Origin of the sequence: Cellulomonas terrae, from assembly GCF_007990265.1 — a bacterium.
Taxonomy (GTDB): Bacteria; Actinomycetota; Actinomycetes; order Actinomycetales; family Cellulomonadaceae; genus Cellulomonas; species Cellulomonas terrae.
Genome location: NZ_BJWH01000001.1, coordinates 356,150 through 382,738, shown reverse-complemented (window position 1 = coordinate 382,738; position 26,589 = coordinate 356,150). Strand labels below are relative to the sequence as shown.

Annotated in this window: 22 protein-coding genes; 17 read left to right on the top strand and 5 right to left on the bottom strand. The window is 73.7% G+C overall.

Annotated features, from left to right (window positions below; translation table 11 throughout):
- Window positions 1-9 precede the first annotated feature (9 nt).
- On the bottom strand, window positions 10-1,185 hold the full coding sequence (locus tag CTE05_RS01875) for a VOC family protein (protein WP_246123192.1): 1,176 nt from the start codon (window positions 1,183-1,185) through the stop codon (window positions 10-12).
- Window positions 1,186-1,577: 392 nt separating this feature from the next.
- Between CTE05_RS01875 and CTE05_RS20815 the strand changes: the two genes are divergently transcribed.
- From CTE05_RS20815 to CTE05_RS01850, 5 genes are all read left to right on the top strand, one after another.
- The gene (locus CTE05_RS20815) at window positions 1,578-1,832 is read left to right on the top strand and encodes a DUF4244 domain-containing protein (protein WP_246123202.1); all 255 of its coding nucleotides are present in this window, start codon (window positions 1,578-1,580) and stop codon (window positions 1,830-1,832) included.
- Window positions 1,829-2,227, top strand: coding sequence for a TadE family type IV pilus minor pilin (locus CTE05_RS01865; protein ID WP_246123191.1), 399 nt, complete (start codon window positions 1,829-1,831; stop codon window positions 2,225-2,227). The genes CTE05_RS20815 and CTE05_RS01865 overlap by 4 nt, the downstream gene beginning before the upstream one ends.
- Window positions 2,224-2,598, top strand: a complete 375-nt coding sequence (locus tag CTE05_RS01860; RefSeq protein ID WP_146844393.1) for an Rv3654c family TadE-like protein — start codon at window positions 2,224-2,226, stop codon at window positions 2,596-2,598. Before CTE05_RS01865 ends, CTE05_RS01860 begins: the two co-directional genes overlap by 4 nt.
- Window positions 2,599-2,868: 270 nt before the next feature.
- The gene (locus CTE05_RS01855) at window positions 2,869-3,300 is read left to right on the top strand and encodes a hypothetical protein (RefSeq protein ID WP_146844392.1); all 432 of its coding nucleotides are present in this window, start codon (window positions 2,869-2,871) and stop codon (window positions 3,298-3,300) included.
- A gap of 41 nt (window positions 3,301-3,341) precedes the next feature.
- Window positions 3,342-3,806 (top strand): GyrI-like domain-containing protein, encoded by a 465-nt coding sequence (locus CTE05_RS01850; RefSeq protein ID WP_146844391.1) that lies wholly within the window; start codon window positions 3,342-3,344, stop codon window positions 3,804-3,806.
- Window positions 3,807-3,957: 151 nt separating this feature from the next.
- Here the strand turns inward: CTE05_RS01850 and CTE05_RS01845 are convergent, their stop codons facing one another.
- Window positions 3,958-6,606, bottom strand: coding sequence for a DEAD/DEAH box helicase (locus CTE05_RS01845; RefSeq protein WP_146844482.1), 2,649 nt, complete (start codon window positions 6,604-6,606; stop codon window positions 3,958-3,960).
- A 142-nt stretch (window positions 6,607-6,748) separates the two neighbouring features.
- Between CTE05_RS01845 and CTE05_RS01840 the strand changes: the two genes are divergently transcribed.
- From CTE05_RS01840 to CTE05_RS20705, 5 genes are all read left to right on the top strand, one after another.
- Complete coding sequence (locus CTE05_RS01840; RefSeq protein WP_146844390.1) at window positions 6,749-7,510, top strand: LamB/YcsF family protein; 762 nt, start codon at window positions 6,749-6,751, stop codon at window positions 7,508-7,510.
- Window positions 7,511-7,612: 102 nt separating this feature from the next.
- Complete coding sequence (locus CTE05_RS01835) at window positions 7,613-8,254, top strand: 5-oxoprolinase subunit B family protein (protein WP_146844389.1); 642 nt, start codon at window positions 7,613-7,615, stop codon at window positions 8,252-8,254.
- On the top strand, window positions 8,251-9,129 hold the full coding sequence (locus CTE05_RS01830; protein ID WP_146844388.1) for a 5-oxoprolinase subunit C family protein: 879 nt from the start codon (window positions 8,251-8,253) through the stop codon (window positions 9,127-9,129). The genes CTE05_RS01835 and CTE05_RS01830 overlap by 4 nt, the downstream gene beginning before the upstream one ends.
- Window positions 9,130-9,150: 21 nt before the next feature.
- Window positions 9,151-9,486, top strand: a complete 336-nt coding sequence (locus CTE05_RS01825) for an STAS domain-containing protein (RefSeq protein WP_146844387.1) — start codon at window positions 9,151-9,153, stop codon at window positions 9,484-9,486.
- A gap of 128 nt (window positions 9,487-9,614) precedes the next feature.
- The gene (locus tag CTE05_RS20705) at window positions 9,615-12,716 is read left to right on the top strand and encodes a PKD domain-containing protein (protein WP_281286144.1); all 3,102 of its coding nucleotides are present in this window, start codon (window positions 9,615-9,617) and stop codon (window positions 12,714-12,716) included.
- A gap of 4 nt (window positions 12,717-12,720) precedes the next feature.
- On the opposite strand, the gene CTE05_RS01815 is transcribed toward CTE05_RS20705, so the two are convergent.
- Window positions 12,721-13,929, bottom strand: a complete 1,209-nt coding sequence (locus CTE05_RS01815; protein ID WP_146844386.1) for a hypothetical protein — start codon at window positions 13,927-13,929, stop codon at window positions 12,721-12,723.
- Window positions 13,926-14,465, bottom strand: coding sequence for a sigma-70 family RNA polymerase sigma factor (locus CTE05_RS01810; protein ID WP_146844385.1), 540 nt, complete (start codon window positions 14,463-14,465; stop codon window positions 13,926-13,928). The genes CTE05_RS01815 and CTE05_RS01810 overlap by 4 nt, the downstream gene beginning before the upstream one ends.
- Before the next feature lie 191 nt (window positions 14,466-14,656).
- Here CTE05_RS01810 and CTE05_RS01805 point away from each other — a divergent pair, with 191 nt between their 5' ends.
- The 4 genes from CTE05_RS01805 to CTE05_RS01790 all read left to right on the top strand — a co-directional run bounded on the left by CTE05_RS01805 (window position 14,657) and on the right by CTE05_RS01790 (window position 20,102).
- Window positions 14,657-16,948, top strand: coding sequence for a sodium-translocating pyrophosphatase (locus CTE05_RS01805; protein ID WP_146844384.1), 2,292 nt, complete (start codon window positions 14,657-14,659; stop codon window positions 16,946-16,948).
- A 73-nt stretch (window positions 16,949-17,021) separates the two neighbouring features.
- Complete coding sequence (locus CTE05_RS01800) at window positions 17,022-17,681, top strand: ThuA domain-containing protein (protein WP_146844383.1); 660 nt, start codon at window positions 17,022-17,024, stop codon at window positions 17,679-17,681.
- A 106-nt stretch (window positions 17,682-17,787) separates the two neighbouring features.
- The gene (locus CTE05_RS01795) at window positions 17,788-18,471 is read left to right on the top strand and encodes an endonuclease/exonuclease/phosphatase family protein (RefSeq protein WP_146844382.1); all 684 of its coding nucleotides are present in this window, start codon (window positions 17,788-17,790) and stop codon (window positions 18,469-18,471) included.
- Window positions 18,472-18,566: 95 nt separating this feature from the next.
- On the top strand, window positions 18,567-20,102 hold the full coding sequence (locus tag CTE05_RS01790) for a DUF7059 domain-containing protein (protein ID WP_246123190.1): 1,536 nt from the start codon (window positions 18,567-18,569) through the stop codon (window positions 20,100-20,102).
- A 135-nt stretch (window positions 20,103-20,237) separates the two neighbouring features.
- Here CTE05_RS01790 and CTE05_RS01785 read toward each other — a convergent pair whose 3' ends face one another.
- Window positions 20,238-23,180, bottom strand: coding sequence for a glycosyl hydrolase (locus tag CTE05_RS01785; RefSeq protein ID WP_146844380.1), 2,943 nt, complete (start codon window positions 23,178-23,180; stop codon window positions 20,238-20,240).
- A 310-nt stretch (window positions 23,181-23,490) separates the two neighbouring features.
- Between CTE05_RS01785 and CTE05_RS01780 the strand changes: the two genes are divergently transcribed.
- From CTE05_RS01780 to CTE05_RS01770, 3 genes are read left to right on the top strand one after another with little or no spacing between them, the layout of a single operon-like run.
- Window positions 23,491-24,633, top strand: coding sequence for an efflux RND transporter periplasmic adaptor subunit (locus CTE05_RS01780; RefSeq protein WP_146844379.1), 1,143 nt, complete (start codon window positions 23,491-23,493; stop codon window positions 24,631-24,633).
- Window positions 24,626-25,345 (top strand): ABC transporter ATP-binding protein, encoded by a 720-nt coding sequence (locus CTE05_RS01775; RefSeq protein ID WP_146844378.1) that lies wholly within the window; start codon window positions 24,626-24,628, stop codon window positions 25,343-25,345. Before CTE05_RS01780 ends, CTE05_RS01775 begins: the two co-directional genes overlap by 8 nt.
- Window positions 25,342-26,574 carry an ABC transporter permease gene (locus tag CTE05_RS01770; RefSeq protein WP_146844377.1) on the top strand — a complete coding sequence of 411 codons (1,233 nt, stop codon included), beginning with the start codon at window positions 25,342-25,344 and terminating at the stop codon, window positions 26,572-26,574. The genes CTE05_RS01775 and CTE05_RS01770 overlap by 4 nt, the downstream gene beginning before the upstream one ends.
- Window positions 26,575-26,589 lie beyond the last annotated feature (15 nt).

Genomic DNA, 26,589 nt, shown 5'->3' with positions numbered 1-26,589 from the left:
CCGTCGCGCTCACGCCCCGCTGACGATCACGAGCTCGTTGCCCTCGGGGTCGGCGACGCGCCACCGCCCCTGCGAGTCGTCCAGGAGCCGGCCCCCGGCCCCGACAGCCGTGGCGAGGTGCGTCTGCGCGAGGTCTGCCGGCACAGCCAGCTCGACGTGGATCCGGTTGCGCTGCCGGCGCCGCTCCGTCTCCGCGGTGTCGACCTCCTGGAACACCAGCTCCGGGTTCAGCCTGCGGGGGTCGTTGATGTCGCTGTTCCAGTCGCGGCGGTCGGGGCTGTACCCGAGTGCGGCGACCCAGAACGCGCGGACCGCGGCGACGTCGGCGGCGTCGAGGAACAGCTGGACGAAGCGGGGCACCCCCGGGTCCGCCGTGGCCCCGAGCTCGCGGGCCGCGGTCTGGAGGCGTGCGGCGAGGTCGGTGAAGTCGAGGTCGAGGCCGTGAGCGTCGTCCACCCACTGGTCCTTGCCGCTGTCGAGGATCACGAGCCCGGGCCGCACGTCGACCAGGAGCGGGAAGCCCGCGTCGTCGGCGAGCGACGCTGCTGCGGCGACCAGGTCGCGCTGCTGCGTCGGGGAGGTGGTGCGGTAGCACGCCATCGCGCTGAACACCGCCTGCCAGTCCGAGGCCTCGGTCCTCTCGTCGAGCGGCCCACCCGGCACCAGGTCGACCTCGTTGCCGTCGGCGTCGGCGTGACAGACCCCGTACGCCCCGAACGGCTCGCCGAGATCCGCCTGCTCGACGCCTGCGGAGGGGCGCACCACGTCCAGGTGGATGCGGTTGCGCAACGGCCTCGGCTCGGTCGACCGCCGGACCCGCAGCGCGGGGTCGCGCCGCAGGGGGTCCGCCAGCTCGCCGGCCGGCCCGGGCGCGTAGTCGAGGGCGCGCCGCCAGAACGGTGTCACCGCGGACGGGTCGACGGACTCGAGCACGACGCTCAGGTGCTGGAGAGGGGCAGGGTTCGCGGACAGCCCGAGCTCCTGCGCGGCCGCCGACACCGCCTCGGCGTGCTCGGCGGTGTCGAGGCGCACCCGGACGCCCGTCGCGCGCAGGTCCACGACGATCTCGGTCGACAGCTCGACGGTGCGCCCGGCCAGTGCGGCTCCCGCCGTCAGCGACGGCGCGTCGAACCATGCCGTCGCAACGCCGTCGACCATCCGCCAGTCCGTCCCGATCGTCGCCATGTCACGCACTGTAGGACTCCCCTCGGACACTCTCGTGCGGGCAACGGTCACGCACGGGCCGGAGCACCGGCGCAGCCGCCGTGCCACCGACCGCTCGATCGAGATCAGGTCGTCGATCGAGGCGTCCACAGCCCCCTCGCGCGGGACCTCCACCCACCGATGTGGCCCGGCGACGTCCGCGCACCCGCGCCGCCGTCGACGCTGGCATGGCGCCGGACAGTCCGCGGCGCCACGAGAGAGGAGAGGCCATGACGCACCACACCACGGTCCCGGCAGTGGACCGCACGCACCCGTGCGACGACGACCCGACGTCCGGGAGTGCCACGCTGCGGCTGGTTCCACCGCCGGGCGCGGAACGCGATGCGAAGAGCCGGACCAGCCCCGCGAGGCGCCTGCGCACCCGGTCCGACGCGCGACGGTCGGCGGTCCGCGGACGCGGTCGGCGGCTCCCGCGCACCGTCCTGGCATGGCACGAACGAAGCCGCCGTGCTCGGGCCGGACTGGCGGACGCGGGGATGGCGACCGCCGAGTACGCCATCGCGACGCTCGCGGCGGTCGGCTTCGCGGGCCTGCTCGTCGTCATCCTCAAGGGGAACGAGGTCAAGGGGCTGCTGCTCGGGATCATCCGTCAGGCCCTGTCGTCGTGACCACCGCGCCGGCGACCACGAAGACTGCCGGGACGACGGCCGCGACGATGCCCGCGAGCCGGCGGGATCGCGGCAGCGTCACTGCCGAGCTCGCGATCGGTCTGCCCGCGGTCGCGCTCCTGCTGGTCGCGCTGCTCGCGGTCGCGTCGGCGGCGATCGCACAGACGCGGAGCACCGATGCCGCACGAGCCGGGGCCCGGGCCGCCGCACTGGGGGAACCGGATGGTGACGTCACGACGACGGCTCGGCGGCTGGCCGGTGCGGACGCGTCGGTCGCGGTGTCGCGCGCCGACGGGTGGGTGACTGTCGAGGTGTCGTCGCCCGTGGGTCCGGCGTCGTGGGGCGGCTCGCCGCTGCAGGCGCGGGCGACCGCCGTGGCTCGGGTGGAGCCGTGACGGTCCGGCGTCACCGCCTCCTCGGGTGCGGGGACGACCGGGGTTCGGGCACGGTCCTGCTGCTCGCGCTCGTCGCGGTCGTCCTGGTCGTCGCGGCTCTGCTCGGGCTGCTGGGCTCCGCACAGCTCGGTCGCGGCCGCGCGCAGACGGCGGCCGACCTCGGCGCGCTCGCCGGGGCGTCGCAGGTGCTGGCGGGGCAGCCGGGTGACCCGTGCCCGGTCGCTGCGGAGGTCGTCCGCCGCAACGGGGCGAGGCTCTCGTCGTGCACGCACGAGGGAGCAGGTGTGGTCACCGTGCGGGTCGTGGTGCGAGGTGCAGCCGGGTCCGCGACGGCGTCTGCTCGGGCCGGCCCGGCGTCGGCCCGGAGGTGACCGGTCGTCCCCGTCGCGACGGGCTGATCGGCTCCCGAGCCCGGGCCGAGACCGCCTACCCGGGCACTTGGTCCCTAGCACGTCGCCTCCGCCCGGCGGACGGTTGATCTGGGAGGAGCCATGGGCGGACCCCGCACGGCACGAGCGCGTGGCGGTCGGGCGGGACGACGCGCGGGCTGGACGACGTGCGGTCCGTGAGGCGCACGAAGACGACGGTCAGCAAGGAGAAGGAGAAGGAGAAGGCAGGAGGAGGAAGACATGGTGCGAAAGATGGTTCGAGGACTCATCGCGCTCCTCGTGGCGGGCATGTCGGTGCTCGCCGCTCAGCCGGCCGCAGCGGTGACCCGCCAACCCGTCGCCGATGTGACGGTCCTGCCGGCAGCGCACCTCACCGACGGAGGGGCGGCGATCACCGCCCGGCTTCTCGTCCGGTGCCGCCCGGTCGACGGTGTGCAGTGGGAAGGATTCGTCAACGTCGCCCAGGGTGAGGTCTTCGCCTGGGCAGGACTACCGCTCGTCTGTGACGGACGCCGGCACGTGGTGCACGTCGTTCTCCCGGTCAGCGCTCCTCCTGGCACTGCGGAGTTCACCCGTGGCACGGCGGAGGTGTCCGCCGTGATCATGGACGAGAACACGCTCGTCGAGTACGCGAACGACGCGCGCACGGTGAAGGTGTTCGCGAGGTGCCACGGCACCTCCTGACACACGCCCGTCGAGGCGACCGCACCGACCCGAGGAGCACCGTGGACATCACTGTCGAAGAGCAGCCGACCGCGTTGGTCGCCGTCGTGCGCGAGCGCGTCGCCATGGACGCCCTGGCGGCCTTCTACGACCGCGCCTACCGCGCCGTCGTCCAGGAGGTCGCAGCAGCGGGGCTGGCCGTGACCGGCCCCGCGTTCGGCTGGTACCGCGACATGACGCCGGACTCGGTCGACCTCGCCGCGGGCTTCTGGGTCGACGCGGACGACGTCGGTCCCCTCGGGGGCGGGGTCGAGGTGGTCGAGCTGCCGGGAGGCCCGGCGGCGGTCGGGATGCACGTCGGTCGCTACGAGGGTCTCCCCGGAGCCTGGGACGAGCTCCGGACGTGGATGTCGGACAACCCTGCCGACATGCGTGGCGACTTCCTCGAGGTGTACGTCACGGACCCGTCGGAGGTGGCCGATCCGGACCTGAACGAGACGCGCCTGGTGCTGCCGATCGTGCCGTGAGCCGGCGGGCGCGCTCGCGGGTTGCCCGGAGCGTCGCGCGTCGCCTCACCGCCCCGCGCACGTCGAGGGGTGCCGGCGACCGACGTCGGTCGCAGGCGTGGACCGTGCAGACGACGCCGGGACTCGCGAGGTCGCCCTCGGTCGTGCTGGTTCAGGAGGCCGTCGGTGCGTGGGTGAGGACCGCGGTGAGCAGCCGGATCGCGGCGGCCTTGTCCAGCGGGTTGTTCGCGTTGCCGCACTTCGGCGACTGCACGCACGCGGGGCACCCGGCGAAGCAGCGGCAGGCGGCGATGGCGTCGCGGGTGGCGCGCAACCAGGTCGCACCCAGCGTGAAGCCACGTTCCGCGAAGCCCGCCCCGCCGGGGTAGGCGTCGTGCACGAAGACGGTGGCCTGCTCGGTGTCGACGTGCAGCGCGGTGGAGAGGCCGCCGAGGTCCCACCGGTCGCACGTCGCGAGCAGCGGCAGGAGGCCGATGGACGCGTGCTCGGCGGCGTGCAGGGCGCCCGGCGTGGCCTCGACGGTGACCCCGGCGGCGAGGAGGACCTCGGCGGGTGCGGTCCACCAGACGGCCGTCGTGCGCAGGGTGCGGGCGGGCAGGTCGAGCTCCTCGGTGCCGAGCACCTGCAGGTCGGGGATGCGTTTGCGCTGGTAGCCGAGGACCTGGGTGGTCACGTCGACGGACCCGAACCCCCAGGTGATCGGCCCCCAGGGCACCTCGGCGTCGACGGACTGGATCTCGGTCGTGGTGACCCAGCGGGCCCACGTGCCGTAGTCGACGTCGCGGCGGGTGACCAGGGCGATACCGTCCTCGAGCCTCAGCTCGTCGACGACGAACGAGGCGCCCTGGTGCACGTAGACGGCACCGTCGTGCACGGTGGAGTCCGCGGAGGCGGCGTCGACGGTGCCCAGCAGGCGTCCGGTGACGGACTCGACCACACGGACGGGGTCGCCGCCGGAGCCGCGCAGGTCGGTCAGGCGACTGGCCTGCTCGTTGTGGGTCCAGTACCAGCCCGAGGGGCGCCGGCGCAGGGTCCCGCGCTCGACCAGCTCGGCGAGCAGGTCGGCGGTGCGCGGGCCGAAGAGGTCCAGCTCCTCGGACCGCAGGGGCTGCTCGGCCGCGGCGGCGCACAGGTGGGGCGCCAGCACGTAGGGGTTGGTGGTGTCGAAGACCGTGGCCTCGACCGGGGTGTCGAAGATCGCCTCGGCGTGGTGCACCAGGAACGTGTCGAGCGGGTCCTCGCGGGCGACCAGGACGACGAGCCCGTCGGTGCCGGCGCGGCCGGCGCGGCCCGCCTGCTGCCACAGCGACACGCGGGTGCCGGGCCAGCCGGCGATGAGGACGGCGTCGAGCCCGGAGATGTCGACTCCCAGCTCGAGCGCGTTCGTGGTGGCCAGGGCACGCAGCGCGCCGGACCGGATCGCGGCCTCCAGCGCCCGCCGTTCCTCGGGCAGGTAGCCGCCGCGGTACGCCTGCACGGAGGTCGCGAACGTCGGGTCGATCTCCAGCAGGTGAGCCCGGGTGGTGGCGGCGACCGACTCCGCGCCGCGCCGCGACCGCGTGAACGCGAGCGAGCGGGCGCCCGCGGCGGTGAGGTCCGCCAGGAGGTCGGCGATCTCGGCGGTCGCCGTGCGGCGCGGCCGGTCGGAGGGCTCCGCGACGACCCGTTCGCCCGTCCCGAGCGGGCCGGACCCCTCGCCCGTGCCGAGATGCCCAGGGCGGGCGTCGCCGGATCCGTCGCTCCCGCCGAACCTGCCAGCGCCTGGTCCCGGGACGTCGCCGAGGCCGGGCAGCACCGCGGCGAGGGCCTCCGACAGGACGACGGGGTCCTCGGCACCGGGGAACGCCGGAGGCGGCGGGGTGACGTCGGCGCCGGTCGCCCAGACGTCGTCCGGACCGGGTGGGCTCAGGTCGTCCGCGCTGCGGGTCACGTGGCGGGGGAGGGCGAGCGGGGTGGCCCACGGGTCGTCCGCGGGCAGGAGGGCGGACCAGGGGGCGTCGGACCCGGGCAGCTCGGGCGGCTGCCACAGGACGAAGGTCTTGCGACCGGCCGGGGAGGCGTCGGTGGTGACGGCGGTGACCTCGGACGGGTCGACGCCGATCAGCCGGGCGGCGCTCGCGGCGGGGTCGGACGTGGTGGCGGACGCGAGCAGGAACGTCGGCGTCGCGCCGTAGGACGCGGCGAGCCGGCGCAGGCGCCGGAGGACGAGGCCGACGTGCGCGCCGAACACCCCACGGAACGCGTGGCACTCGTCGACCACGACGTACCGCAGGGACCCGAGCAACCGCGCCCACCGCCGGTGCTGCGGCAGGAGCGCGAAGTGCAGGAAGTCGGGGTTGGTCAGGACGACGTCGGCGTGCTCCTGCACCCAGCGGCGTTCGTCGAGGGACGTGTCGCCGTCGCAGGTGGACAGCCGGACGTCGCGGGTGCGGCCGGCGACCAGGAGGCGGTCGAGCGCGGCGAGCTGGTCGGCGGCCAGCGCCTTGGTCGGGCACAGGTAGAGGGTCGTCGCGCGACGGGCCACGGACTCGATGCGGCCGGGGTCGAGGAGCGACTCGGCGCTCGCGGCACGAGCGGTCGACAGGGCAGGCAGCCAGAACGCGAGGGACTTGCCGGACCCGGTCGAGGTGGCCAGGACGGTGTGCCGGCCGGACCAGGCGGCGTCGGCGGCCTCGACCTGGTGCAGCCAGGGGCGGTCGACCCCGAGGGCGCGGTAGCCCTGCACGAGGTCCGGGTCGGCCCAGGCCGGCCAGTCCGCCTGCGTGCCCGTCCGCGCGGGCAGGTGCCGGACGTGGGTCATGCGGTCCGAGCGAGCCCCGGCGGCGAGCAGCACGTCGAGCAGCGCGCCGGGTTCCACCACCCACCCATCCTCGCACCGGCCCTGCCGCCGGCTGGCCGCTGCCTGAACGCCTCAGCATCGTGGACGAGGCAGGATCGGGTGCATGGCGGACCGGATCGACCTCAACTGCGACCTCGGCGAGGAGGTCGACGCCTGGGAGCCGGGTGTCGACGGGCTCGACACGCAGCTGCTCGACGTCGTGACCAGCGCGAACGTCGCGTGCGGGCTCCACGCAGGTGACGAGCGCATCATGGCGGCCGTCTGCCGGGCGGCGTCGGCGCGCGGGGTGGCCGTCGGCGCCCACGTGTCCTACCTGGACCGCGAGCACTTCGGTCGACGCTTCGTCGACGTCCCGGCCGACGTGCTGCAGGAGCAGGTGACCCGGCAGGTCGAGACGCTCCGGGCGATCGCGCGGTGGGAAGGGACGCGGGTGGCCTACGTGAAGCCGCACGGTGCGCTCTACAACGCGGTCGTCCACCACGAGACGCACGCCCGCGCTCTCGTCGCGGCGAGCGCGGACCTCCCGGTGCTCGGGCTGCCGGGATCGGCCGTGCTGGCCGCGGCGCGCGCCCGGGGGCTGCGTGCCGTGACCGAGGCGTTCGCGGACCGCGGGTACCGCGCGGACGGGACGTTGGTACCGCGCTCCGAGCCGGGTGCGCTCGTCACGGACGACGCCGAGGTGGCCGCGCGCGTCGTGCGGCTGGCCGTGGACGGTGTGGTGCGGGCCGTCGACGGGACGGACGTCCGGGTGGAGGCCGAGTCGGTGTGCGTGCACTCGGACACCCCCGGGGCTGCGGCGCTGGCGCGCGCCGTCCGGGCGACGCTGGCGGAGGCCGGCGTGACGGTCGTGCCCTTCGTGACCTGAGGGGCCGGATCACGTCCCGACGAGCGCGCGCGAGAGTGCGGGCGGGGTCGCGCAAGGTTGCGCCGGGGCGTCGTCGTGCCCGGGGTCCGGCAGGATCGGTCCATGACCGACGTGCCTGCGCCCCGGGTGGTGCCCTACGGGGACGATGCCGTCCTGGTGGAGCTCACCGGGCTGGCCGAGGTGCGCGCGCTCGACGACGCGGTCCGGGCCGCGCGGGCGTCCGACCCGGACGCAGCGGGGATCGTCGACCAGGTCCCGGCCGCCCGCACCCTGCTGCTCCGGGTGCGCGAGGACGCGGACCCCGGGGCGCTTCCGATCGAGCGCTGGTGGGCGGCGCGGTCGGCCAGCGCTGTGGACATCGACGACCGCGAGGTCGTGCTCGCCGTCGACTACGACGGCTCCGACCTCGCCGACGTGGCGCGCCTGACCGGGCTCACGGTCGACGAGGTCGTCGCCCGGCACACGGGCGCCCTGTACACGGTGGCGTTCGGCGGGTTCATGGCGGGGTTCGCGTACCTCGTCGGGCTGGACCCGATGCTGCGCGTCCCGCGGCTCGACAGCCCGCGCGAGCGCGTCCCGGCGGGTTCGGTGGCGATCGCCGACGAGTTCAGCGCGGTGTACCCCGCCGCGACCCCGGGGGGCTGGCGGCTGCTGGGCCGGTGCGAGGAGGCCCTGTTCGACGTCGACCGCGATCCTCCGGCGCTGCTGCAGCCCGGGACGCACGTGCGGTTCACGGCCCGATGACGGGCGCCGCCCTGGAGGTGATCGACCCGGGCCTGCTCACGCTCGTCGAGGACCTGGGCAGGCCCGGCTGGGCACACGTCGGCGTCGGGCGGTCCGGTGCCGCCGACGCGGGTGCGCTGCGGCTGGCCAACCGGCTCGTCGCCAACGACGAGGGCGCCGCTGGCCTCGAGGTCCTGCTCGGCGGGCTGCGGCTGCGGGCCGTCGGGGACGTGACCGTGGCGCTCGCGGGAGCGCGCGGGCCGACGTGGCTCGACGACCGGCCGGTCGGGCACGAGGCCGTGCTGGAGCTGCGGTCGGGCGCGGAGCTGCGGCTCGGCACGGTCACCTCCGGCCTGCGCACGTACGTCGCGGTGCGCGGGGGGATCGACGTGCCGAGCGTGCTGGGGTCCCGGTCCACGGACCAGCTCGCGGGGCTCGGACCGGATCCGGTGCGGGCGGGTGACGTCCTGGCGGTCGGCCCGGCACCGGCGGGGTGGCCGGTCGTGGACCTCGCGCCGGTGCCGGCCCCGCCGGACCGGGTCGAGCTGCCGGTGGTGCGCGGCCCGCACGCGGACTGGTTCGAGGACGTGCTGTCGCGGTTGCAGGCGGGCGACTGGCGGGTGACCCCGGCGACGAGCCGGGTGGCCGTCCGGCTGACGGGACCGGCCCTCGCCCGCACGCCCGATCACGCGGGACGGGAGCTGCCGTCGGAGGGGCTGGTCCTCGGTGCGGTGCAGGTGCCGCCGGACGGGCAGCCCGTCGTGTTCGGCGTCGACCATCCCGTCACGGGCGGCTACCCGGTGGTCGCGGTGGTCCGGCGGTACGCGCACGGCCGACTCGCCCAGGTCCGGCCCGGGGACCGGGTGTCCTTCGTCCACGGCCGTGCGTCTGTTTGAATGCACCGAAGGAGGGACCCGATGGATGTGCGCGTGACCAGCCGGGACGTCGGTCCCCGGACCGTCGTGGAGGTGGACGGCGAGATCGACGTGTCGTCGGCCGATGCCCTGCGCGACCAGCTCTCGGAGCTGCTCGAGCGCGACCGGACGGACCTGGTGATCGACCTGCGGGCGGTCCGCTTCATGGACTCGACCGGCCTCGGCGTCCTCGTCGGCACGCTGAAGAAGGTCCGGCTGGCGGGCGGTCAGCTCCAGCTGGTGATCGACTCGGAGCGGCTGCTGAAGGTCTTCCGGATCACGGCGCTGCTCCAGGTGTTCACCGTGCACGACACGGTCGAGGCGGCACTGGACGCCTGACCGGGTGAAACCCGAGCGTGTCCGGTTTGTCAGATATTGACAGGGTTCCCCGCGAGGCGTGAACTCGTCGGCGGGACGACTGGCCGCCGACGTCGCGGCGACCGCTCCCGCTCAGCGAGGGGACGACGATGCGGCTACGTGCCTGCCTCGCCACCGGTGCGGTCAGCATCCTGACGGTCGTGGGGCTGGTGACGCCCGCACAGGCCGCCGGCGCCCCGCCGAGCGCACCCGTCCTGGTGGGCCCGGCCGCGGGTGCACCGTCGGTCCCGTCGGGTGCGCAGCTGCAGGTCCGCGCGACCGACCCCGACGACGCGCAGGTGGACGTGACCTTCCACGCGCAGGCGGACACCCCCGGCACGCCCGGAGCCGGTGACCCCTTCACGCTCATGCTCATGCCGGACACGCAGAACTACGTGAGCACGTCGGCGAACACCGACATCATGCGGCAGCAGGCACAGTGGATCGCGGACAACAAGGACCCGCTGAACATCGCGTTCGTGGCGCACCTCGGCGACATCGTCGGTGTCGAGACGTCGACCGTGCAGTGGGAGCGTGCCTCGCAGTACCTCGCGATCCTCGACGCGGCGAACGTCCCCAGTGCGGTGCTGCCCGGCAACCACGACATGAACCTGACCACGGGCTCGGCGGTGCTGTACCAGCAGTACTTCCCGGTGAGCCGGTACGCGAACGCGGCGTGGAACTCGCCGGCGGCGTCCTACGGCGGCTACCTCGGCCAGGACCAGTTCGGCGACGACCCCGTGGACCGGCAGAACCTCGACAGCTACTCCCTGTTCACCGCGGGCGGCATGGACTTCCTGCTGCTGAGCCTCGAGTTCAACGCCCCCGACCCCGTCCTCGACTGGGCGCGACGGGTCCTGGCCGCGTACCCGGACCGGCGGGCGATCGTCGCGACGCACAGCTACGTCGACACGGCCGGTGGGCTGACCACGCAGGTCGGCCGCGCGGACGGCGGGAACAGCGGGCAGGCCATCTGGGAGGAGCTCGTGCGTCCGAGCTGCTCGGTGTTCCTCGTGGTCAACGGGCACTTCTCCGACGAGGTCACCGCCGAGGCGCGCCGCACCGACACCAACGCGTGCGGGCAGCCGGTCCAGGCGATGCTCTCGGACTACCAGGACCGCCCGCGCGGCGGCGACGGCTGGCTGCGGTACCTGACGTTCGACCCGGGCGCCGACGAGATCCGCGCGTTCACGTACTCGCCGTTCCTGGGGCAGTTCGAGACGGACGCGGACAGCCAGTTCACGCTCCCGTACGACATGACCCAGCCGGCGGACCTCCCCGTGGTCGGCGCGGCGACCGTCGCGTCCGGCGCGGTCGCCTCGGTCCCCGTCCCGACGCTGCCGCCCGGCACCGTCGTCGACTGGTACGCGACGGTCGACGACGGGACGACGGTCACGCGCGGCCCGACGTGGTCGTACACGGTCGCGCCGGCCGGACCGGTGACGCTCGCGTCCGACGCCTTCTCGCGGACGGTCTCCAACGGCTGGGGCATCGCCGAGGTCGGTGGGGCCTGGACCGTCGGCGGGGGGAGCACGCGGTTCTCGGTCGCGTCCGGCGCGGGTCAGCAGTCGGCTGCGGCCGGGGGGACCGTGGCGGCGACGCTCGGGTCGGTCGCGTCGACGTCGTCGGACGTCTCGGTGTCCGTGGGGCTCGACCGGGTCCCGTCCGGGCCGGTCTACCTGACGGTCTCCGGGCGGGTCGTGGGGGGCGCGGACTACGGCGCCCGCGTGAAGGTGCTGGCCACGGGTGCGGTCCAGCTGCACACGGAACGGTCCGGCACGGTGCTGACCGGGAACACGCTGCCCGGCCTGACGCTGGCCGCCGGTGACCGGCTACGGGTGCGGGTGCAGGTCGAGGGCACCAGCCCGACGACCATCCGGACGCGCGCGTGGAAGGTCGGCTCCGCAGAACCTGCCACCTGGCAGTACACGGCGACCGACTCGGCAGCAGGCCTCCAGACGGGCGGCGGGGTCCGGCTGACGACGTACGCGAGCTCGACCGTCACGGGCGGCGCCATCGTCGCGCGGTACGACGACCTGCTCGCGACGGGCGTCGGCGGGACGACGCCACCGCCGAACGTGCCGCCGACCGCGAGCTTCACGGCGACCGCGGCCGGGCTCACGGCGTCGGTGGACTCGTCGGCGTCGAGCGACCCGGACGGCACGATCGTGAGCCGCGCCTGGGCGTTCGGCGACGGCGCCTCCGGGACGGGGGCGACGAGCAGCCGCGCCTACGCCGCTGCCGGCACGTACACGATCACGCTCACGGTGACGGACGACGACGGCGCCACGGCAACGACAACGCGCCAGGTGACCGTCACCGCGCCACCCCCCAACCAGGCGCCGACGGCGAGCTTCACGGCGACGGCGGCCGGGCTCACGGCGTCGGTGGACTCGTCGGCGTCGAGCGACCCGGACGGCACGATCGTGAGCCGCGCCTGGGCGTTCGGCGACGGCGCCTCCGGCACGGGGACGACGAGCAGCCGCACCTACTCCGCCGCCGGCACGTACACGATCACCCTGACGGTCACCGACGACGACGGCGCCACGGCGACCACCACGCGCCAGGTCACCGTGACCGCGACACCGCCGCCGACCACGCTCGCGACCGACTCGTTCACGCGCACGGTCAGCTCGGGCTGGGGCAGCGCGACGACGGGCGGCACCTGGTCGGTCGGTGGCGGGAGCACCCGGTTCTCCGTGAACGGGAGCGTCGGCCTCCAGTCGCCGGCCATCGGCGGCACCCTGGCCGCGACGCTCGCGGGAGTGTCCTCGACCGCCACGGACACCACCGTCGCCGTCAGCATGGACACCGTCCCGACCGGCCCGGTGTACCTGACGGTCGCCGGACGCGTCGTCGGGTCGGCGACCTACGGAGCGCGCCTGAAGCTGATGCCGACCGGCGTCGTGCAGCTGCACACCGAGCGCAGCGGCACCGTGCTCGCCGGGGGCACGCTGCCGGGCCTGACCCTGACCGCCGGTCAGCAGCTGCGCGTGCGCGTGCAGGTCCAGGGAACGTCACCCACGGTCGTGCGCGTCAAGGCCTGGGCAGCCGGCTCGACCGAGCCGGCCGCCTGGCAGTACACGACGACCGACTCGACCGTAGGCCTGCAGTCGGCCGGCGCTGTCCGGCTGCAGACCTACCTGAGCTCGTCCGCGACCGCCCCGGCGGTGGCCCGCTGGGACGACCTGGCGGTGGCGCCGATCGGCTGACGCGTCAGCCCCGGCGGATCGAGTACGCGACCGTCGGCTCCCCGTCCGGGGACGTCGACGCTGCGATGCCGACCTCCCACCCCGCCACGGGGAAGGTCATGCCGGGCGGGGGCGCCAGCGCCGGGTACGTCGTCCGGTCGTCGTCGAGCAGCCGGACGGCCTCCCTGGCGGCGTCGTCCCCCTCGACGGCGATCACGACGTCCCACCCCTCGCCGCCCGACCCGCCCGCCGGCGTGACGGAGACCAGCCGCCCACCGATGAGGGGGACGTCGTCGACGGGGAAGCCCCCGGGGAAGCCGGTCGGGACCGGGGGCATGTCGACCAGGGTCAGCGACCAGGGTCCCGCCACCGCGCGCCCACCCGCCTCGGCATAGCTCACGTAGACCGCGTACTCCCCGGCGGGCAGCGGCTCGCCTCCGGGATCGCCGTCGCTCGCGCAGGTGATCAGCTCCGTGCTCGTCAGGCCCATGACCACGGAGCGGTCGGGCGAGGACGTCCACGAGTACCGCGGGTCCGGCGACGGGTCGGCGTCGGACGCCACGACGGTGCCGTCATGGGTGACCAGGACCTGGCTGTCGAGCTCGTCGCCGACTCCGGTGATGGTCTCCGAGGTCTGCGCGAGCTCGAGCTGCTGCCGCGCGACCTCCACGCCACGGTCCAGGGCGGCGACCTCGCCGGCGGTGAGCGGGACGCCACCCGGAGGAGCGGCCAGCCTGCTCGAGCGACGTTCCTCGGCGGCGGCCAGCGACTCGTTCGCGCTGCGCACCAGCTCGGCGACCGCGGCGTCCCGAGCGCCCGGCGACAGCTCCCGGACCAGGACCGGGCTCATGAAGCGCCCGACCAGGGTTCCCAGGTCGGTCCCCTGCGGGGGGATCGCGGAAGGCTCGTCCTGGTACCAGGAGCCGTCCGTCGACGGCAGCAGGCCGACCCGACCGGGGTCGGCCGCCGGGAGGAGGCCGATGTCCGACGCGCACGTGCCGGGCTCGGCGTCCGCCCGGGCCGCAGGCAGGACGGAGGACGGCTGACGGCCCCCGACGTACACGGCGCCGAGGGCCACGGCCCCGACGGCACCCACGGCCACCCCGCCGCGCACCCCCGCGCGGACGGTCCGGCGCCGCCGGATGCGGCCAGTGAGGGTCAGCACGTCGAAGGGCGAGTCGTCGGGGCCGGTGTCGACGGCGTCGTGCAGCGTGCGGGTCAGGTCGGGGCTCATCGGGTCACTCCTGTCGGGACCAGCTGGATGTCGATGGTGTGCGCGTCGGGCAGCGGTCCCAGCAGGGACTCGAGCTGGCCGATCGCGTCGAAGAGGTACCGCTTGACGGTGCCGTCGGAGATCGCGAGCCTGCGGGCGATCTCCGGCACGGTCAGGTCGTCGTAGAACCGGAGCACGACGCACGCGCGCAGGCGCGGCCGGAGCGTGAGCAGCGCGGTCTGCACGTCGAGCCGGGTCGTGCTCGCCGGCCCGTGGTCGGCGGTGTCGTCGTCCCGCGCGAGCAGGTGCCGCACCGCGGTCCAGCGGGCCCGGCGACGGTAGGAGTCGAGGAAGATCGTGAGGATCGCCTGCCGCACGTACGCCTCCGCGGCGCCGGGGTCGCGCAGCGGGCGGCCCTGGCTGAAGCAGCGCACCAGCGCGTCCTGGACCAGGTCCTCACCCTCGCGCTCGTCGCCCGTGAGCAGCGTCGCGTACCGCACGAGCGCACGTCCCCGAGCCCGCACGAGCTCGTCCAGAACCTGTTCCCAGGTCGTCATGCCACCTCCTCGTGGTGCCGTCATCTTCCTGGACGACCGGCAGGTGCGAACCGTTGGTCGGACCGACGCGCGCCCGACGTGGGCTTGTGCGATCCACGTCACATCTGCTGGCTAGACTCACCGGGTCGCGCAGCAACGGGGCTGTGGGACGGGCGTGGTCAGGGGGGCCTCGCTGAGTCCGAGGAGGATGCATGGTCGAGCTCGGGTCCACGAGCATCACGATCGTCAGTGTCATCGCGGCCGTCGCGGTCGCGTCCCTGCTCATCGCCGTCGTCCTGCGCCGTCAGGTGCTCGCGGCCGGTGAGGGGACCGAGTCCATGCGCGAGATCGCGCGCGCGGTCCAGGAAGGGGCTGCGGCGTACCTGAGCCGGCAGTTCCGCACCCTGGCCCTCTTCGCGGTCGTCGTCTGTGCCCTGCTGTTCCTGCTGCCCGGTGACGGCGGCGTCAAGCTGGGGCGGTCCGTCTTCTTCCTGCTCGGGGCCGCGTTCTCGGCCGCGATCGGGTACCTGGGCATGTGGCTCGCGACGCGGGCGAACGTCCGGGTCGCAGCCGCCGCGTCGGAGCCGGGTGGGCGTGCAGAGGGCGCGCGCATCGCGTTCCGGACCGGCGGGTTCGTCGGCATGAGCGTCGTGGGCCTCGGCCTGCTCGGCGCCGCGTCGGTGGTCCTGATCTACCGGGCGGAGGCGCCCGCGGTGCTCGAGGGCTTCGGCTTCGGGGCCGCGCTGCTCGCCATGTTCATGCGGGTCGGCGGTGGCATCTTCACCAAGGCCGCCGACGTCGGCGCCGACCTCGTCGGCAAGGTCGAGCAGGGCATCCCGGAGGACGACCCGCGCAACGCGGCCACGATCGCGGACAACGTCGGCGACAACGTGGGCGACTGCGCGGGCATGGCGGCGGACCTCTTCGAGTCCTACGCCGTGACCCTCGTGGCGGCGCTGATCCTGGGCAAGGCGGCGTTCGGCGAGCAGGGCCTCGTGTTCCCGCTCATCGTCACGGCCATGGGCGCGATCGTCGCCGTGCTCGGCGTGTTCATCACGCGGGTGCGAGGTGCGGAGAGCGGTCTGGCGGCGATCAACCGCGGGTTCTACATCTCGGCGCTCGTGGGCGTCGGGCTCTCCGCGATCGCGGCGTTCGTCTACCTGCCGTCGTCCTTCGCGGAGCTCACGGGCGGCACCGCCGGCCTGGAGACGCACGGCGGTGACCCACGGCTGATCGCCTCGGTCGCGGTGGCGATCGGCGTCGTCCTCGCAGGCGTCATCCTCTGGGTGACCGGGTACTTCACGGGCACGACGAGCAAGCCGACGCTGCACGTGGCGCGGACCACCCTGACCGGCGCGGCCACCACGGTCCTGTCCGGCATCGGCGTCGGTTTCGAGTCCGCCGTCTACACCGCAGGCATCATCGCGGCGGCCATCTGCAGCGTGTTCCTGCTGGCCGGCGGCTCGGTGTCGCTGTCCCTGTTCCTCATCGCGCTCGCGGGCTGCGGCCTGCTGACCACGGTCGGCGTCATCGTCGCCATGGACACGTTCGGGCCGGTCAGCGACAACGCGCAGGGCATCGCGGAGATGTCCGGGGACGTCACGCCCGAGGGCGCGCAGATCCTCACGGACCTGGACGCCGTCGGCAACACCACGAAGGCGGTCACCAAGGGGATCGCGATCGCGACCGCCGTGCTGGCCGCGACCGCGCTGTTCGGCTCCTACGCGGATGCGGTGTTCAACGCGCTGCAGACGGCGGGCGAGGCCGGCGACGAGCTCACCCAGGCGATGCTGAACTACAGCATCATCAGCCCGGTCACCCTCGTCGGCGTCATCCTCGGTGGCGCGACGGTGTTCCTCTTCTCGGGCCTGGCCATCGACGCCGTGACCCGCGCAGCCGGGGCCATCGTGTTCGAGGTCCGTCGCCAGTTCCGCGACAACCCCGGGATCATGACGTACGACGTGCGTCCCGAGTACGGCAAGGTCGTCGACATCTGCACGCGGGACTCCCTGCGGGAGCTGGCCACCCCCGGTCTGCTCGCGGCGTTCGCGCCCATCGCCGTCGGCTTCGGTCTCGGCGTCGGCCCGCTCGCCGGGTTCCTCGGCGGGGCCATCGCGACCGGCGTGCTCATGGCGGTCTTCCTGGCCAACTCGGGCGGCGCCTGGGACAACGCGAAGAAGATCGTCGAGGACGGCAACTTCGGCGGCAAGGGGTCCGACGCCCACGCGGCGGCGGTCATCGGCGACACCGTCGGCGACCCGTTCAAGGACACCGCCGGTCCGGCGATCAACCCGCTGATCAAGGTCATGAACCTCGTGGCCCTGCTCATCGCGCCGGCCGTGGTCGCCATCTCCGTGGGCGACGACGCGAACCAGACCGTCCGCCTGTCGATCGCGGTCGTCGCCGCGCTCGTCGCCGGCGGCGCGGTCGTGGCGTCCCGCCTGCGGGCGGCGCGTGCGGACAGGAACGACCTGACGCGAGAGGCCGAGAAGGCGCTCGCCTGACGGACGCCGCGGCCGCTCCCTCGTCCTGCGGGACGGGGGAGCGGCCGTCTGCCGATCACCCCCGGGAGGATCGTTGACCCACGCACTCGTGCTCGTCGGGCACGGACGCTACGAGGACCCGTGGCACGACGGTGCGGCGATCGGCCACCGGGTCGCGCAGCTCCTGGCCGAGGACGGGATCGGCTCCACGGTCCGCGGCACGTTCCGGGAGGCGCTCGACGGCATCGATCCGGACCTCCTCGTCGTGGCGTCCGGTCGCGGCCGGCCCGACGCCGACTTCGACGGGACCGACCAGGACTGGCGCCCGTTCCACGAGCGCCTCGCCGCGCTCGTCGCGTCCGGCGTCCCGGTGCTCGGGCTGCACCAGGCGGCGAACACGTTCCTCGACTCACCCGCCTGGGGCCCGCTGCTCGGCGGTCGCTGGATCGAGGGCACCACCTGGCACCCGCCGCTGGGCGCCGCCACCTTCCGGGTCGTCTCCGAGCACGCCCTCGTCTCGGGCCTGGCCGAGATCTCGGTCGAGGACGAGCAGTACCTCGCGCTCCAGGTCGCACCGGACGTGGACGTGCTCGTGGTGGCCGACCACGAGGGCGAGTCGCACCCGGTCGTCTGGATCGCTCCCGGTCCGGGCCGGGTCGTCTACGACGCCCTCGGTCACGACGTCCGCTCGTACGACTCCCCGTCACGCGTGGACCTCGTCCGCCGCGAGGTCCGCTGGCTGCTGGCGGGCTGACCACCCGCACCCCGCCTCCGACGTCCACGGTTCCTCCCTGCCGACGTCCGCATTCCGGTGGGTTCCGGCACTCACGAGTGCGGTCGTCAGCGAGGAGGATGGACCGGTGAACCCGATTCCCACCGCCGACCGTCTGCGGGTCATGACGTACAACGTCAAGGGCCTGCACCTGTCACGTCCCGACGTGGTCGCCGTCGTGCGCGCGGCCGCGCCCGACGTGCTCGGCGTGCAGGAACCCCCGCGCGGTCTCCTGGGCTGGCTCCGGACCTGGCGGTTCGCGCGCGACGTGGGGATGCGGGCCGTCGTGAACGGTCGGGGCGCCCGCACGACGGCGCTGCTGGTCGCGCACGGCCGGTCGGTGACCGGTCGGTCCTCCGTCCGGCTGCCCAACCTGTCCGGCCGGACCAACCGCGGCATCGCGGTCGCGACCGTGGACGGCATCCGGTTCGTCGTCGTGCACCTGTCGCTGGTCCGCGACGAGCGCGCAGCCCACCTGTCGGAGGTCCTCGTCGACCACGTGGCGACGATGCGGACGGTCGTGCTCGGCGACCTGAACGAGCCCCCCGGCGGGCCCACGTGGACGAGCCTGACCACCGTGCTGGTGGACGTCGACCCCCAGGGTGACCCGACCTTCCCCGCGATCGAGCCGCGGCAGCGCATCGACGCGATCCTGCGCTCGCCGGACCTGGCGACGGGGACTGCCCGGGTCCCGTCTGGCCAGCCTGTCCAGGTCGGCAGCGACCACCGCCCCGTGGTCGTGGACCTGCACCTCCCGTCCCTCGCCGCCTGACCCGCAACGTCCGATGACGTGAGCGTCCCGGCGACCGGATGCTCGGACGCCCCGCGTGGTGCCGGACGCTCGGCGCGTGCGGGGATGATGGGCGGGTGGCTCTCCCGACCGCGCCCGGTGCGCCCGTGACCGATCCCGACCTCGTCGCCGCCCTGCGCGACGACCTCACGGCCTCCGGGTACGGCGTCGCCGGCGTCGAGGAGGTGCTGGGGGCGGTCGCCGCGGACGCCCTGCACCGCGAGGAGCCCGTGCCGGCGCTGCGAGCCACACAGGCGGCGGGCGACGACGTCGTCGCCGCGCTGGTCCGCACGTTCCTGCTCGGTGTCGCCGTGCCCCGCCGTGCGGTGGAGGGTGCGTTCCCGACCCTGGGGATCGGCGGTGCGGAGCGGCTCGGCCTGGTCGAGACCGACGGCGACCAGGTCCGCGCCCGCGTGGACCTGCGCCCGTACACGGCCGTCGACGGCGGCGGCGAGGTCGACTGGTGGATCGCGTCCGACCTCGGCGAGCTCGCGACCGGGCAGGCGTTGCGGACCGACCACGTGCTGGGGGTCGGCGGGGCCTCCACGACGCTCGCGCAGGTCACCGTGCGCGACGACCGGGACCACGTGCTCGACCTCGGGACGGGGTGCGGGATCCAGGCGCTGCACGCGTCGCGACACTCGCGGCGGGTGGTCGGCACCGACATCTCGCGCCGGGCGCTCGCGTTCGCGCGGTTCAACGCGGCGCTGGCCGGGGTGGCGCTCGACCTGCGCGAGGGGTCGATGCTGGAGCCCGTCGCGGACGAGCGGTTCGACCTCGTCGTGAGCAACCCGCCGTTCGTCATCACGCCCCGCACTCCGGGGATGCCGTCGTACGAGTACCGCGACGGCGGCCGCTCCGGGGACGCGATCGTGCGCGAGCTCGTCGAGGGCGTCGGTGAGGTCCTGGCGCCCGGGGGAGTGGCGCAGCTGCTGGGGAACTGGGAGGTGCGCCGGGGCGAGGAGTGGCACGAGCGCGTCGGTGCGTGGCTCGACGCCTCCGGCCTCGACGGGTGGGTGGTCCAGCGCGAGCTGCAGGATCCCGCGCAGTACGCCGAGACGTGGATCCGCGACGGCGGCACGACGCCCGACCGCGACCGGGCCGCGTGGGCCGACCGCTACGGGCAGTGGCTGGACGACTTCGCGTCGCGGGACGTCGAGGGCATCGGGTTCGGGTTCGTCACCCTGCGCAGGCCGCACGGCGCGCCGACGCTGCGCCGGCTCGAAGAGGTCACCGGGACGGTCCGGCAGCCGCTCGGGCCGGCCGTGGCGGCCGCGCTCGCCGCTCATGACTGGCTCGCGATGAGCGACGACGACCTCGCCGAGCAGCGCCTCTTCGTCGCCCCCGACGTGTCCGAGGAGCGGTACCTGACGCCCGGCGACCCGGACCCGCAGGTGGTCCTCCTGCGCCAGGGCGGTGGCTTCGGTCGCGCGGTGCAGGCGGGGACGGCGCTCGCGGGGTTCGTCGGTGTCTGTGACGGGGAGCTCACGGTCGGGCAGATCGTCAACGCGCTGGGGGCGCTGCTGGAGGTCGGCGCGGACGCGGTCGCCGCGGACGTCCTGCCGTCGGCGCGCGGCCTGGTCCGCGACGGCCTGCTGCTCCCTGCGGGGTAGGCGCTCAGGACCGCCGGCGGAGGGACGAGCGTCGTGCGCCCCCGCCCAGCGCTGACGTCCGCACTCCGAGGGGGAGGGGCCCTCAGGAGTGCGGACGTCAGCAGGGGAGACGCGCGGGCATGCGCGTCGGGTCCGTCAGCGGAGCTCGACGTCGTCGATCACGTGGGTGCCTGCGTTGAAGTACAGGTTGACCTTCTTCACGTCGGCCAGCTGGGCACCGCACTCGGCGCTCAGCGTGGCCAGGTCGACCAGGACGTCGGAGGTCGGCGTCGAGATCCACCCCACCTGCGCGGTCTCGCACCAGGTCCACGACGACCCCACCTGCAGCGCCGCCTTGGTGTCGAAGCCCGTGGTGGACACCACGTCGAACCGCACCTCGGTGCGTCCGGTCCAGTCACCGACCGAGGGCCCGAAGCCGAACCAGCCGCCGTCCGGGGCCGCGGCGTCGATGGTCAGCGTCCCCCCGGTGCCGGTTGCGGTGCCCTCACCGACGGGCCCCCAACCCTGGGCGCCGTCCGCGAAGTCCGTCAGCACGACGGGCTCGAGCGGGCTCGGCCGGTGGTCGAACCGGTCGAGGTACCCGGCGAGGTCGCCGCGCGTGACGACCGTGAGGACGCCGTACCTCGTGGCCGACGTCGGGACGATGATCCCGGTCTCGGTCGCCCACGCGATGGCCGTGCCGAACGGGTGCCACGACGGGACGTCGGTGAACGGCTCCGGTGCCGCAGGCTCGGGCGACCCCGCCAGCCGCCAGAGCAGCTCAGCCGCCGAGGAGCGGTCGAGCGGGGCCTTCGGCAGGAACAGCGGGATCGTCGTGTCGACGAGCTTCTCGCTCGCCAGCCACTCGATCTCCTTGGAGAAGGCGTGCTTCTTCGGCACGTCGCGGAACGTCGGCTTCTTCGCCGTGGGGACGAAGGTCGACTCCGAGTAGCGGTAGAGCAGCGACGCCGTGGCCTCGCGGGTCTGCGGCTTGTTCGGACGGAAGGTGCCGTCCTCGTAGCCGTCGTCCAGGCCCTGGTCGTGCAGCCACATGATGCTGTCGAAGTTCGGCGAGCCCGGCAGGACGTCGGAGAACACCGGCGGCGGCTCGACCCCCGGCAGGGCGGCGATGTCGTCGACCACGATGCTGCCCGACGGGTCGCCGCTGCCGTCGTCGGCTGCGTTGACGTAGATGTTGAACTGCGAGATCGCCCGCAGGTCCGCGTCGCTGATGCGACGGTTCGCGTTGGCGGTGTCCCACGGTGCCGGACGCCAGTCGACGAACGGGAAGGTGACCACACCGGCCTCGGTGCCCGCCAGGGACGGGTACGCCTCGTAGGAGACGCCACCGGCCACGAGCTGGAGCACCATCTTGTTGCCCGAGCCGTCGGGCTTGACCCACAGCGCGAGCTCGTTGAAGTCGGACCAGTCGCCGCTGATCTGCTTCCCGAACCCGGTGTACGTCTGGGTCGCGAAGTCGTAGTCCATCCGCAGCGCCTTCGACGCGCCGCTCGTGTCGAGCGAGAGCGTGTTGGCGCCGTAGGAGACGTACTCGGCCCGCAGCGCGGTGTCGTCGCCGTAGCCCTCGTAGTCGTCGACGACGCCGGGACCGAACGTCGGTCGCGGGCCGAGGACCACGGACGAGCTCTCGGTGAGCACCTCGACACCGTCGACGACCACGTGGACCGTGAGCGTCTGCGTGCTGTTGTCCAGCTGTTCCGCGGGGATGTCCCACGGTGCCGACCACCAGAGGCCGTCACCGGCCGCGAGCTCGATCTCGGTGCTCCCGACGGTGGCGTAGACGCGGTCGGCGTCGACGTTCTGCACGGTCGCGCGGATGGTCGTCGGCGACGTCGCGACGCGGGCGCTGTCGGCCGGCGAGGCGATGTGCAGGACCGGACCGGCGGGCGTCGTGTCGACCGCACGGTCGAACGCGCCCGTGACCTCGCTCGCGAACAGCGTGTACGGGTCGGCCGCGTAGTCCAGGAAGTCGGGCAGCAGCGCGTCCCCGGTCACGGGCACGTAGTGCTGGCCCGCGTCGAAGTTGGCCCACGTCTGCATGTACGCGTTGCGGCTGGCCTTCGGGTCGGCCGTGATGGCGTTCAGCACCTTGGTGAACCATCGCTCGGGGCTGGAGCCGGAGGTGCCGACGCCGTTGGTCACGCCGAACTCGGTGAACGCGGAGACCTTCCCCTTGGCGTCGGCGAGGTCCGCGATCATGCCGAGGTCCGCGACGAGCCCGTCGAGGAACGCCTCGGAGCCGGTGTTGTCGTACGCGTCGAGGCCGAAGACGTCGACGAACTCGTCGCCGGGGTAGGTGCGCAGGTACGTGTCCGCGTTGCCGCCGAAGCCGCTGCCCGGACCGAACGCGTACAGGAAGTTGGACACGCCCTTGATGTCCCGCAGGTACTCGACCGTGTAGCGGAAGAGCTCCTTGTACTCGCCGGGGGAGCCGAACGCGGCACCCCACCAGAACCAGGAGCCCGCGTTCTCGTGCCACGGGCGGAAGATGATCGGGATGAGGTCGCCCTCGGCGTCGCGCGCGCCGTCGGCCGCTGCCGCGATGTTGTCGAGGTACGCGTTGAGCTCGGCGTTCTTGGGACCGCCCGGCAGGACCGCGCGCAGCGTGTCCCCGGTCGTGTCGTAGAAGCTGCCGCCCGTCACGAAGTTCTCGATGTGCGCGGACAGGGTGTTGATGCCGCCGAGCGCGTGCGCCTTCGCGATGTGGTCCGCGAGGGCGGCGATGTTCTGCTCGGTCGTGTTGCCCGCGGAGCCGGGGCGCTCGTCGCCCTGCAGGATCAGCGTGTCCCAGCCGAACAGGGCGGGGTGGTCGCCGGTCAGGTTCTTGACGTCGGACTGGATGCCGTCGGGGTTGCTGAACGTCAGGCCGTAGGACGTCGTGTGCTGGTGGCCGAACAGGATGCCGTCGCCGCGGACGTCGTCGAGGTAGGAGAACAGCGACCGGGTGGCCGGGCTGGCGTCGGGGTCGACGATGGTGACGGTCTCGGCCGCCTGGGCGGCGGGCAGTGTGACGAGCCCGCTGAGTGCTGCCGCGGTGATCCCCGCAGTCAGAGCACGCGCGAGATGACGGTTCTTCATTGAACCTCCTGGGTGGTCTCGATCCGCGGGGAGACGACGAGTGCCGTGGGTCGCGGGCGAGGCGGAGCAGAGTTAGTCAAGTTACCAAAGAAAGGGTCGAACCGGACAGCCCCGAAACGTTTGGGCAGTCGCGCGGTCGGCCGTGTCCTTGGTCGACCCAGCCATGAGGGACGCGAACGGACCCCGACGCGGCACTCATGGCGTGCTCGATCGCTTCCACAGGTGAGCCACAGGTCCGTGCTACGGGCGGCCCAGCCGACCTCCCTACGTTCGGCCCAGGTCAGAAGGCTGGGCGACGTGAGGGACGGGCATGCAGCACGTATGGAGGCGGACGACGCCGCTGACGAGGACGGTCTGCGCCGTGGTCCTCGTCGCGCTCGTCGCCGCGGGGATCTGGTGGTTCGGGATCAGGGACGCGTCGGCGGCGGCGACGGACCCGGTCACCAGGACGGTCGCGGCGAGCCTGACGACGATGCAGAAGTCGGTCGGCGGCAGCGGGACGCTGACCCCGTCGGTGCAGCAGGACGTGAGCTTCGCGGTCAGCGGGACGGTCACGGCCGTCCCGGTGGCTGTCGGGCAGACGGTCACGGCCGGGCAGACGCTGGCCACGGTCGACACCCTGCAGCTGACCGCGGACCTGCTCCAGGCGAAGGCGAACCTCGCCGACGCCCGGGCGACGCTGGCCGACGCGTCCGGCACCGCGCAGGTCGCCGCGGCGCAGGCGCAGGTCGACGTCGCGCAGTCGGGGGTGGACACCGCGCAGGCCGCGATGGACGACGCCACCCTGACGGCACCGGTCGCCGGGCTGCTCACGGCAGTGAACCTCGAGGTCGGCGACGCGGTCGGCGGCGGCGACGGGCCCACCGCGGACGCCGAGGCGCCGTTCACCATCGTCGGCACCGACGCGTGGGAGGTCGTCGTCACGGTCTCCGACGCGGACGTCGCGCTGATCGAGGTGGGCGACCAGGCGGAGGTGACGCTCGACGAGGCGACGGAGCCGGTCTTCGGCACGGTCAGCGAGATCGGGCTGCTGTCCACCGGTGACACAGGCGTCGCTGCCTACCCCGTGACCGTCGCGATCACCGGGGACCAGGACGGCCTGCACGACGGCGTCGCCGCCGAGGTCGAGCTGGTCTACGAGCGCCGCACCGACGTGCTGACCGTGCCGAGCCTCGCCGTCACGACGGCGGAGGACGGCACGACGACCGTGCAGCAGACGGGGGAGGACGGCGAGCTCGTCGACGTCCCTGTGACGACCGGGGAGACGTCCGGGAACGTCACGGAGATCGTCGACGGGCTGGCCGAGGGTGACGAGGTGGTGCTCGCGGTGTTCACGCCGGGCACCGGTGGCTCCGGCCGGCAGGTGCCGGAGCTGCCCGGCGGCGGGATGGTGTTCGAGGGCGGCCCCGGTGGCGGCCCGCAGCTCCGGCAGGGCGGTCCGGCCGATGGCTGAGCTCACCCTGCCGCGCGTCGAGCGGCGCACCGACGCCGTCATCGACCTCGTCGGCGTCACCAAGACCTACACGTCCGGCAGCATCGAGTTCGAGGCCCTGCGCGGCGTCGACCTGCGGATCGAGCCCGGCGAGTACGTCGCGGTGATGGGCCCGTCGGGCTCGGGCAAGTCGACGCTGATGAACATCCTCGGGTGCCTGGACACCGTCACCCGGGGCACGTACCACCTGGCCGGCGAGGACGTCGGGGAGCTCGACGAGATCGACCTCGCCGACATCCGCAACCGGCGCATCGGGTTCGTGTTCCAGCAGTTCCACCTGCTGCCGTCGTTGTCGGCGTGGCGCAACGTCGAGCTCCCGCTGGTCTACGGACGAGTGCCCTCGACGGAACGCCGGGTCCGGGCCTCGGCGGCGCTCGAGCGCGTCGGACTGGCCGACCGCCTCGACAACCGGCCCGGCGAGCTGTCCGGCGGGCAGCAGCAGCGCGTCGCCGTCGCGCGGGCCCTCGTCGGCGAACCCGCGCTGCTCCTGGCCGACGAGCCGACGGGCAACCTCGACTCGACGTCGACCAGGGACGTGCTGGACCTGTTCGACGAGCTGCACGGACAGGGCCGCACGATAGTCCTCATCACGCACGAGGCCGACGTCGCCGCCCGCGCGGACCGCGTCGTGCGGGTGCACGACGGCTTGATCGTGTCGGACGGTGCCCGATGACGTGGACGGAGACGCTGCGCACCGGCTGGTCGGCGGTCACCACGCACACGATGCGGTCGATCCTCACCGTTCTCGGCATCCTCATCGGCATCGCGGCCGTAATCCTCACGGTCGGGCTCGGGCTCGGCACGCAGAAGGACGTCAGCGCGCAGATCAGCGCGTTGGGCAGCGACCTGCTCATCATCCGGCCGGGCAGCAGCACGAGCGTGGAGGGGGTCCGCGGCGGGTTCGGGTCCCGCACGACGCTGACCACCGCCGACGCCGACGCGCTCGACTCGTCGGTGAACGCGCCGGACATCGGCAAGGTCGCCGCCGAGAAGACGTCGTCCGCGTCGCTGGAGGCCAACGACACCAACTGGACGACGAGCGTCGTCGGCACGAGCGCGGACTGGCTCGACGTCCGCGGCCGCACTCTCGCGTCCGGCGAGTTCTTCACGGCCGACGACGAGGCGTCCCGCGCGGCCGTCGTCGTTCTGGGGCCGTCGACGGCCGAGGAGCTCTTCGGTTCCACCCGTGTGGTGGGCCAGACCGTGACCATCGGCGACACCGACCTGCGGGTCGTCGGCGTCCTGGAGGCCGAGGGTGCGTCCGGGGAGAGCGACCTCGACGACCTCGCGGTCATCCCGATGTCGACCGCGGCCGACACGATCGTCGGCGGCCAGGACCGCACCGCCGTCTCGACGATCTACGTGCAGGCCGCGTCGGCGGACCAGCTGGGCGCCGCCTACCAGGAGGCGCAGGCCGTGCTGCTCAACCTGCACGGCATCACCGACGCCGCCAGCGCCGACTTCACGATCAAGAGCCAGGACGCCCTGGTGTCCACGGCGACCGCCGTCTACAAGACCCTGACCGTCCTGCTCACCGGCATCGCGGCCCTGTCGCTGCTGGTCGGGGGCATCGGGGTCATGAACATCATGCTCGTCTCGGTGACCGAACGGACGCGGGAGATCGGTCTGCGCAAGGCGCTCGGCGCCCCGCCGTGGGCGATCCGCCGGCAGTTCCTGGTCGAGGCGGCCGTGCTCGGCCTCGCGGGCGGGGTGCTCGGTGCCGCGCTCGGGATCGTCGCCGCGCAGGTCCTGCCCGGCCTGCTCGACACGTCGGTCGTCGTGTCGGGTGCGGCCGTCGCCGGATCCGTCGTCGTCGCCGTCGGCATCGGCCTGGTGTTCGGCGTCTACCCCGCCACGCGCGCCGCGCGGCTGGCCCCCATCGACGCGCTGCGCGCGGAGTAGCCCCTCTCAGCAAGG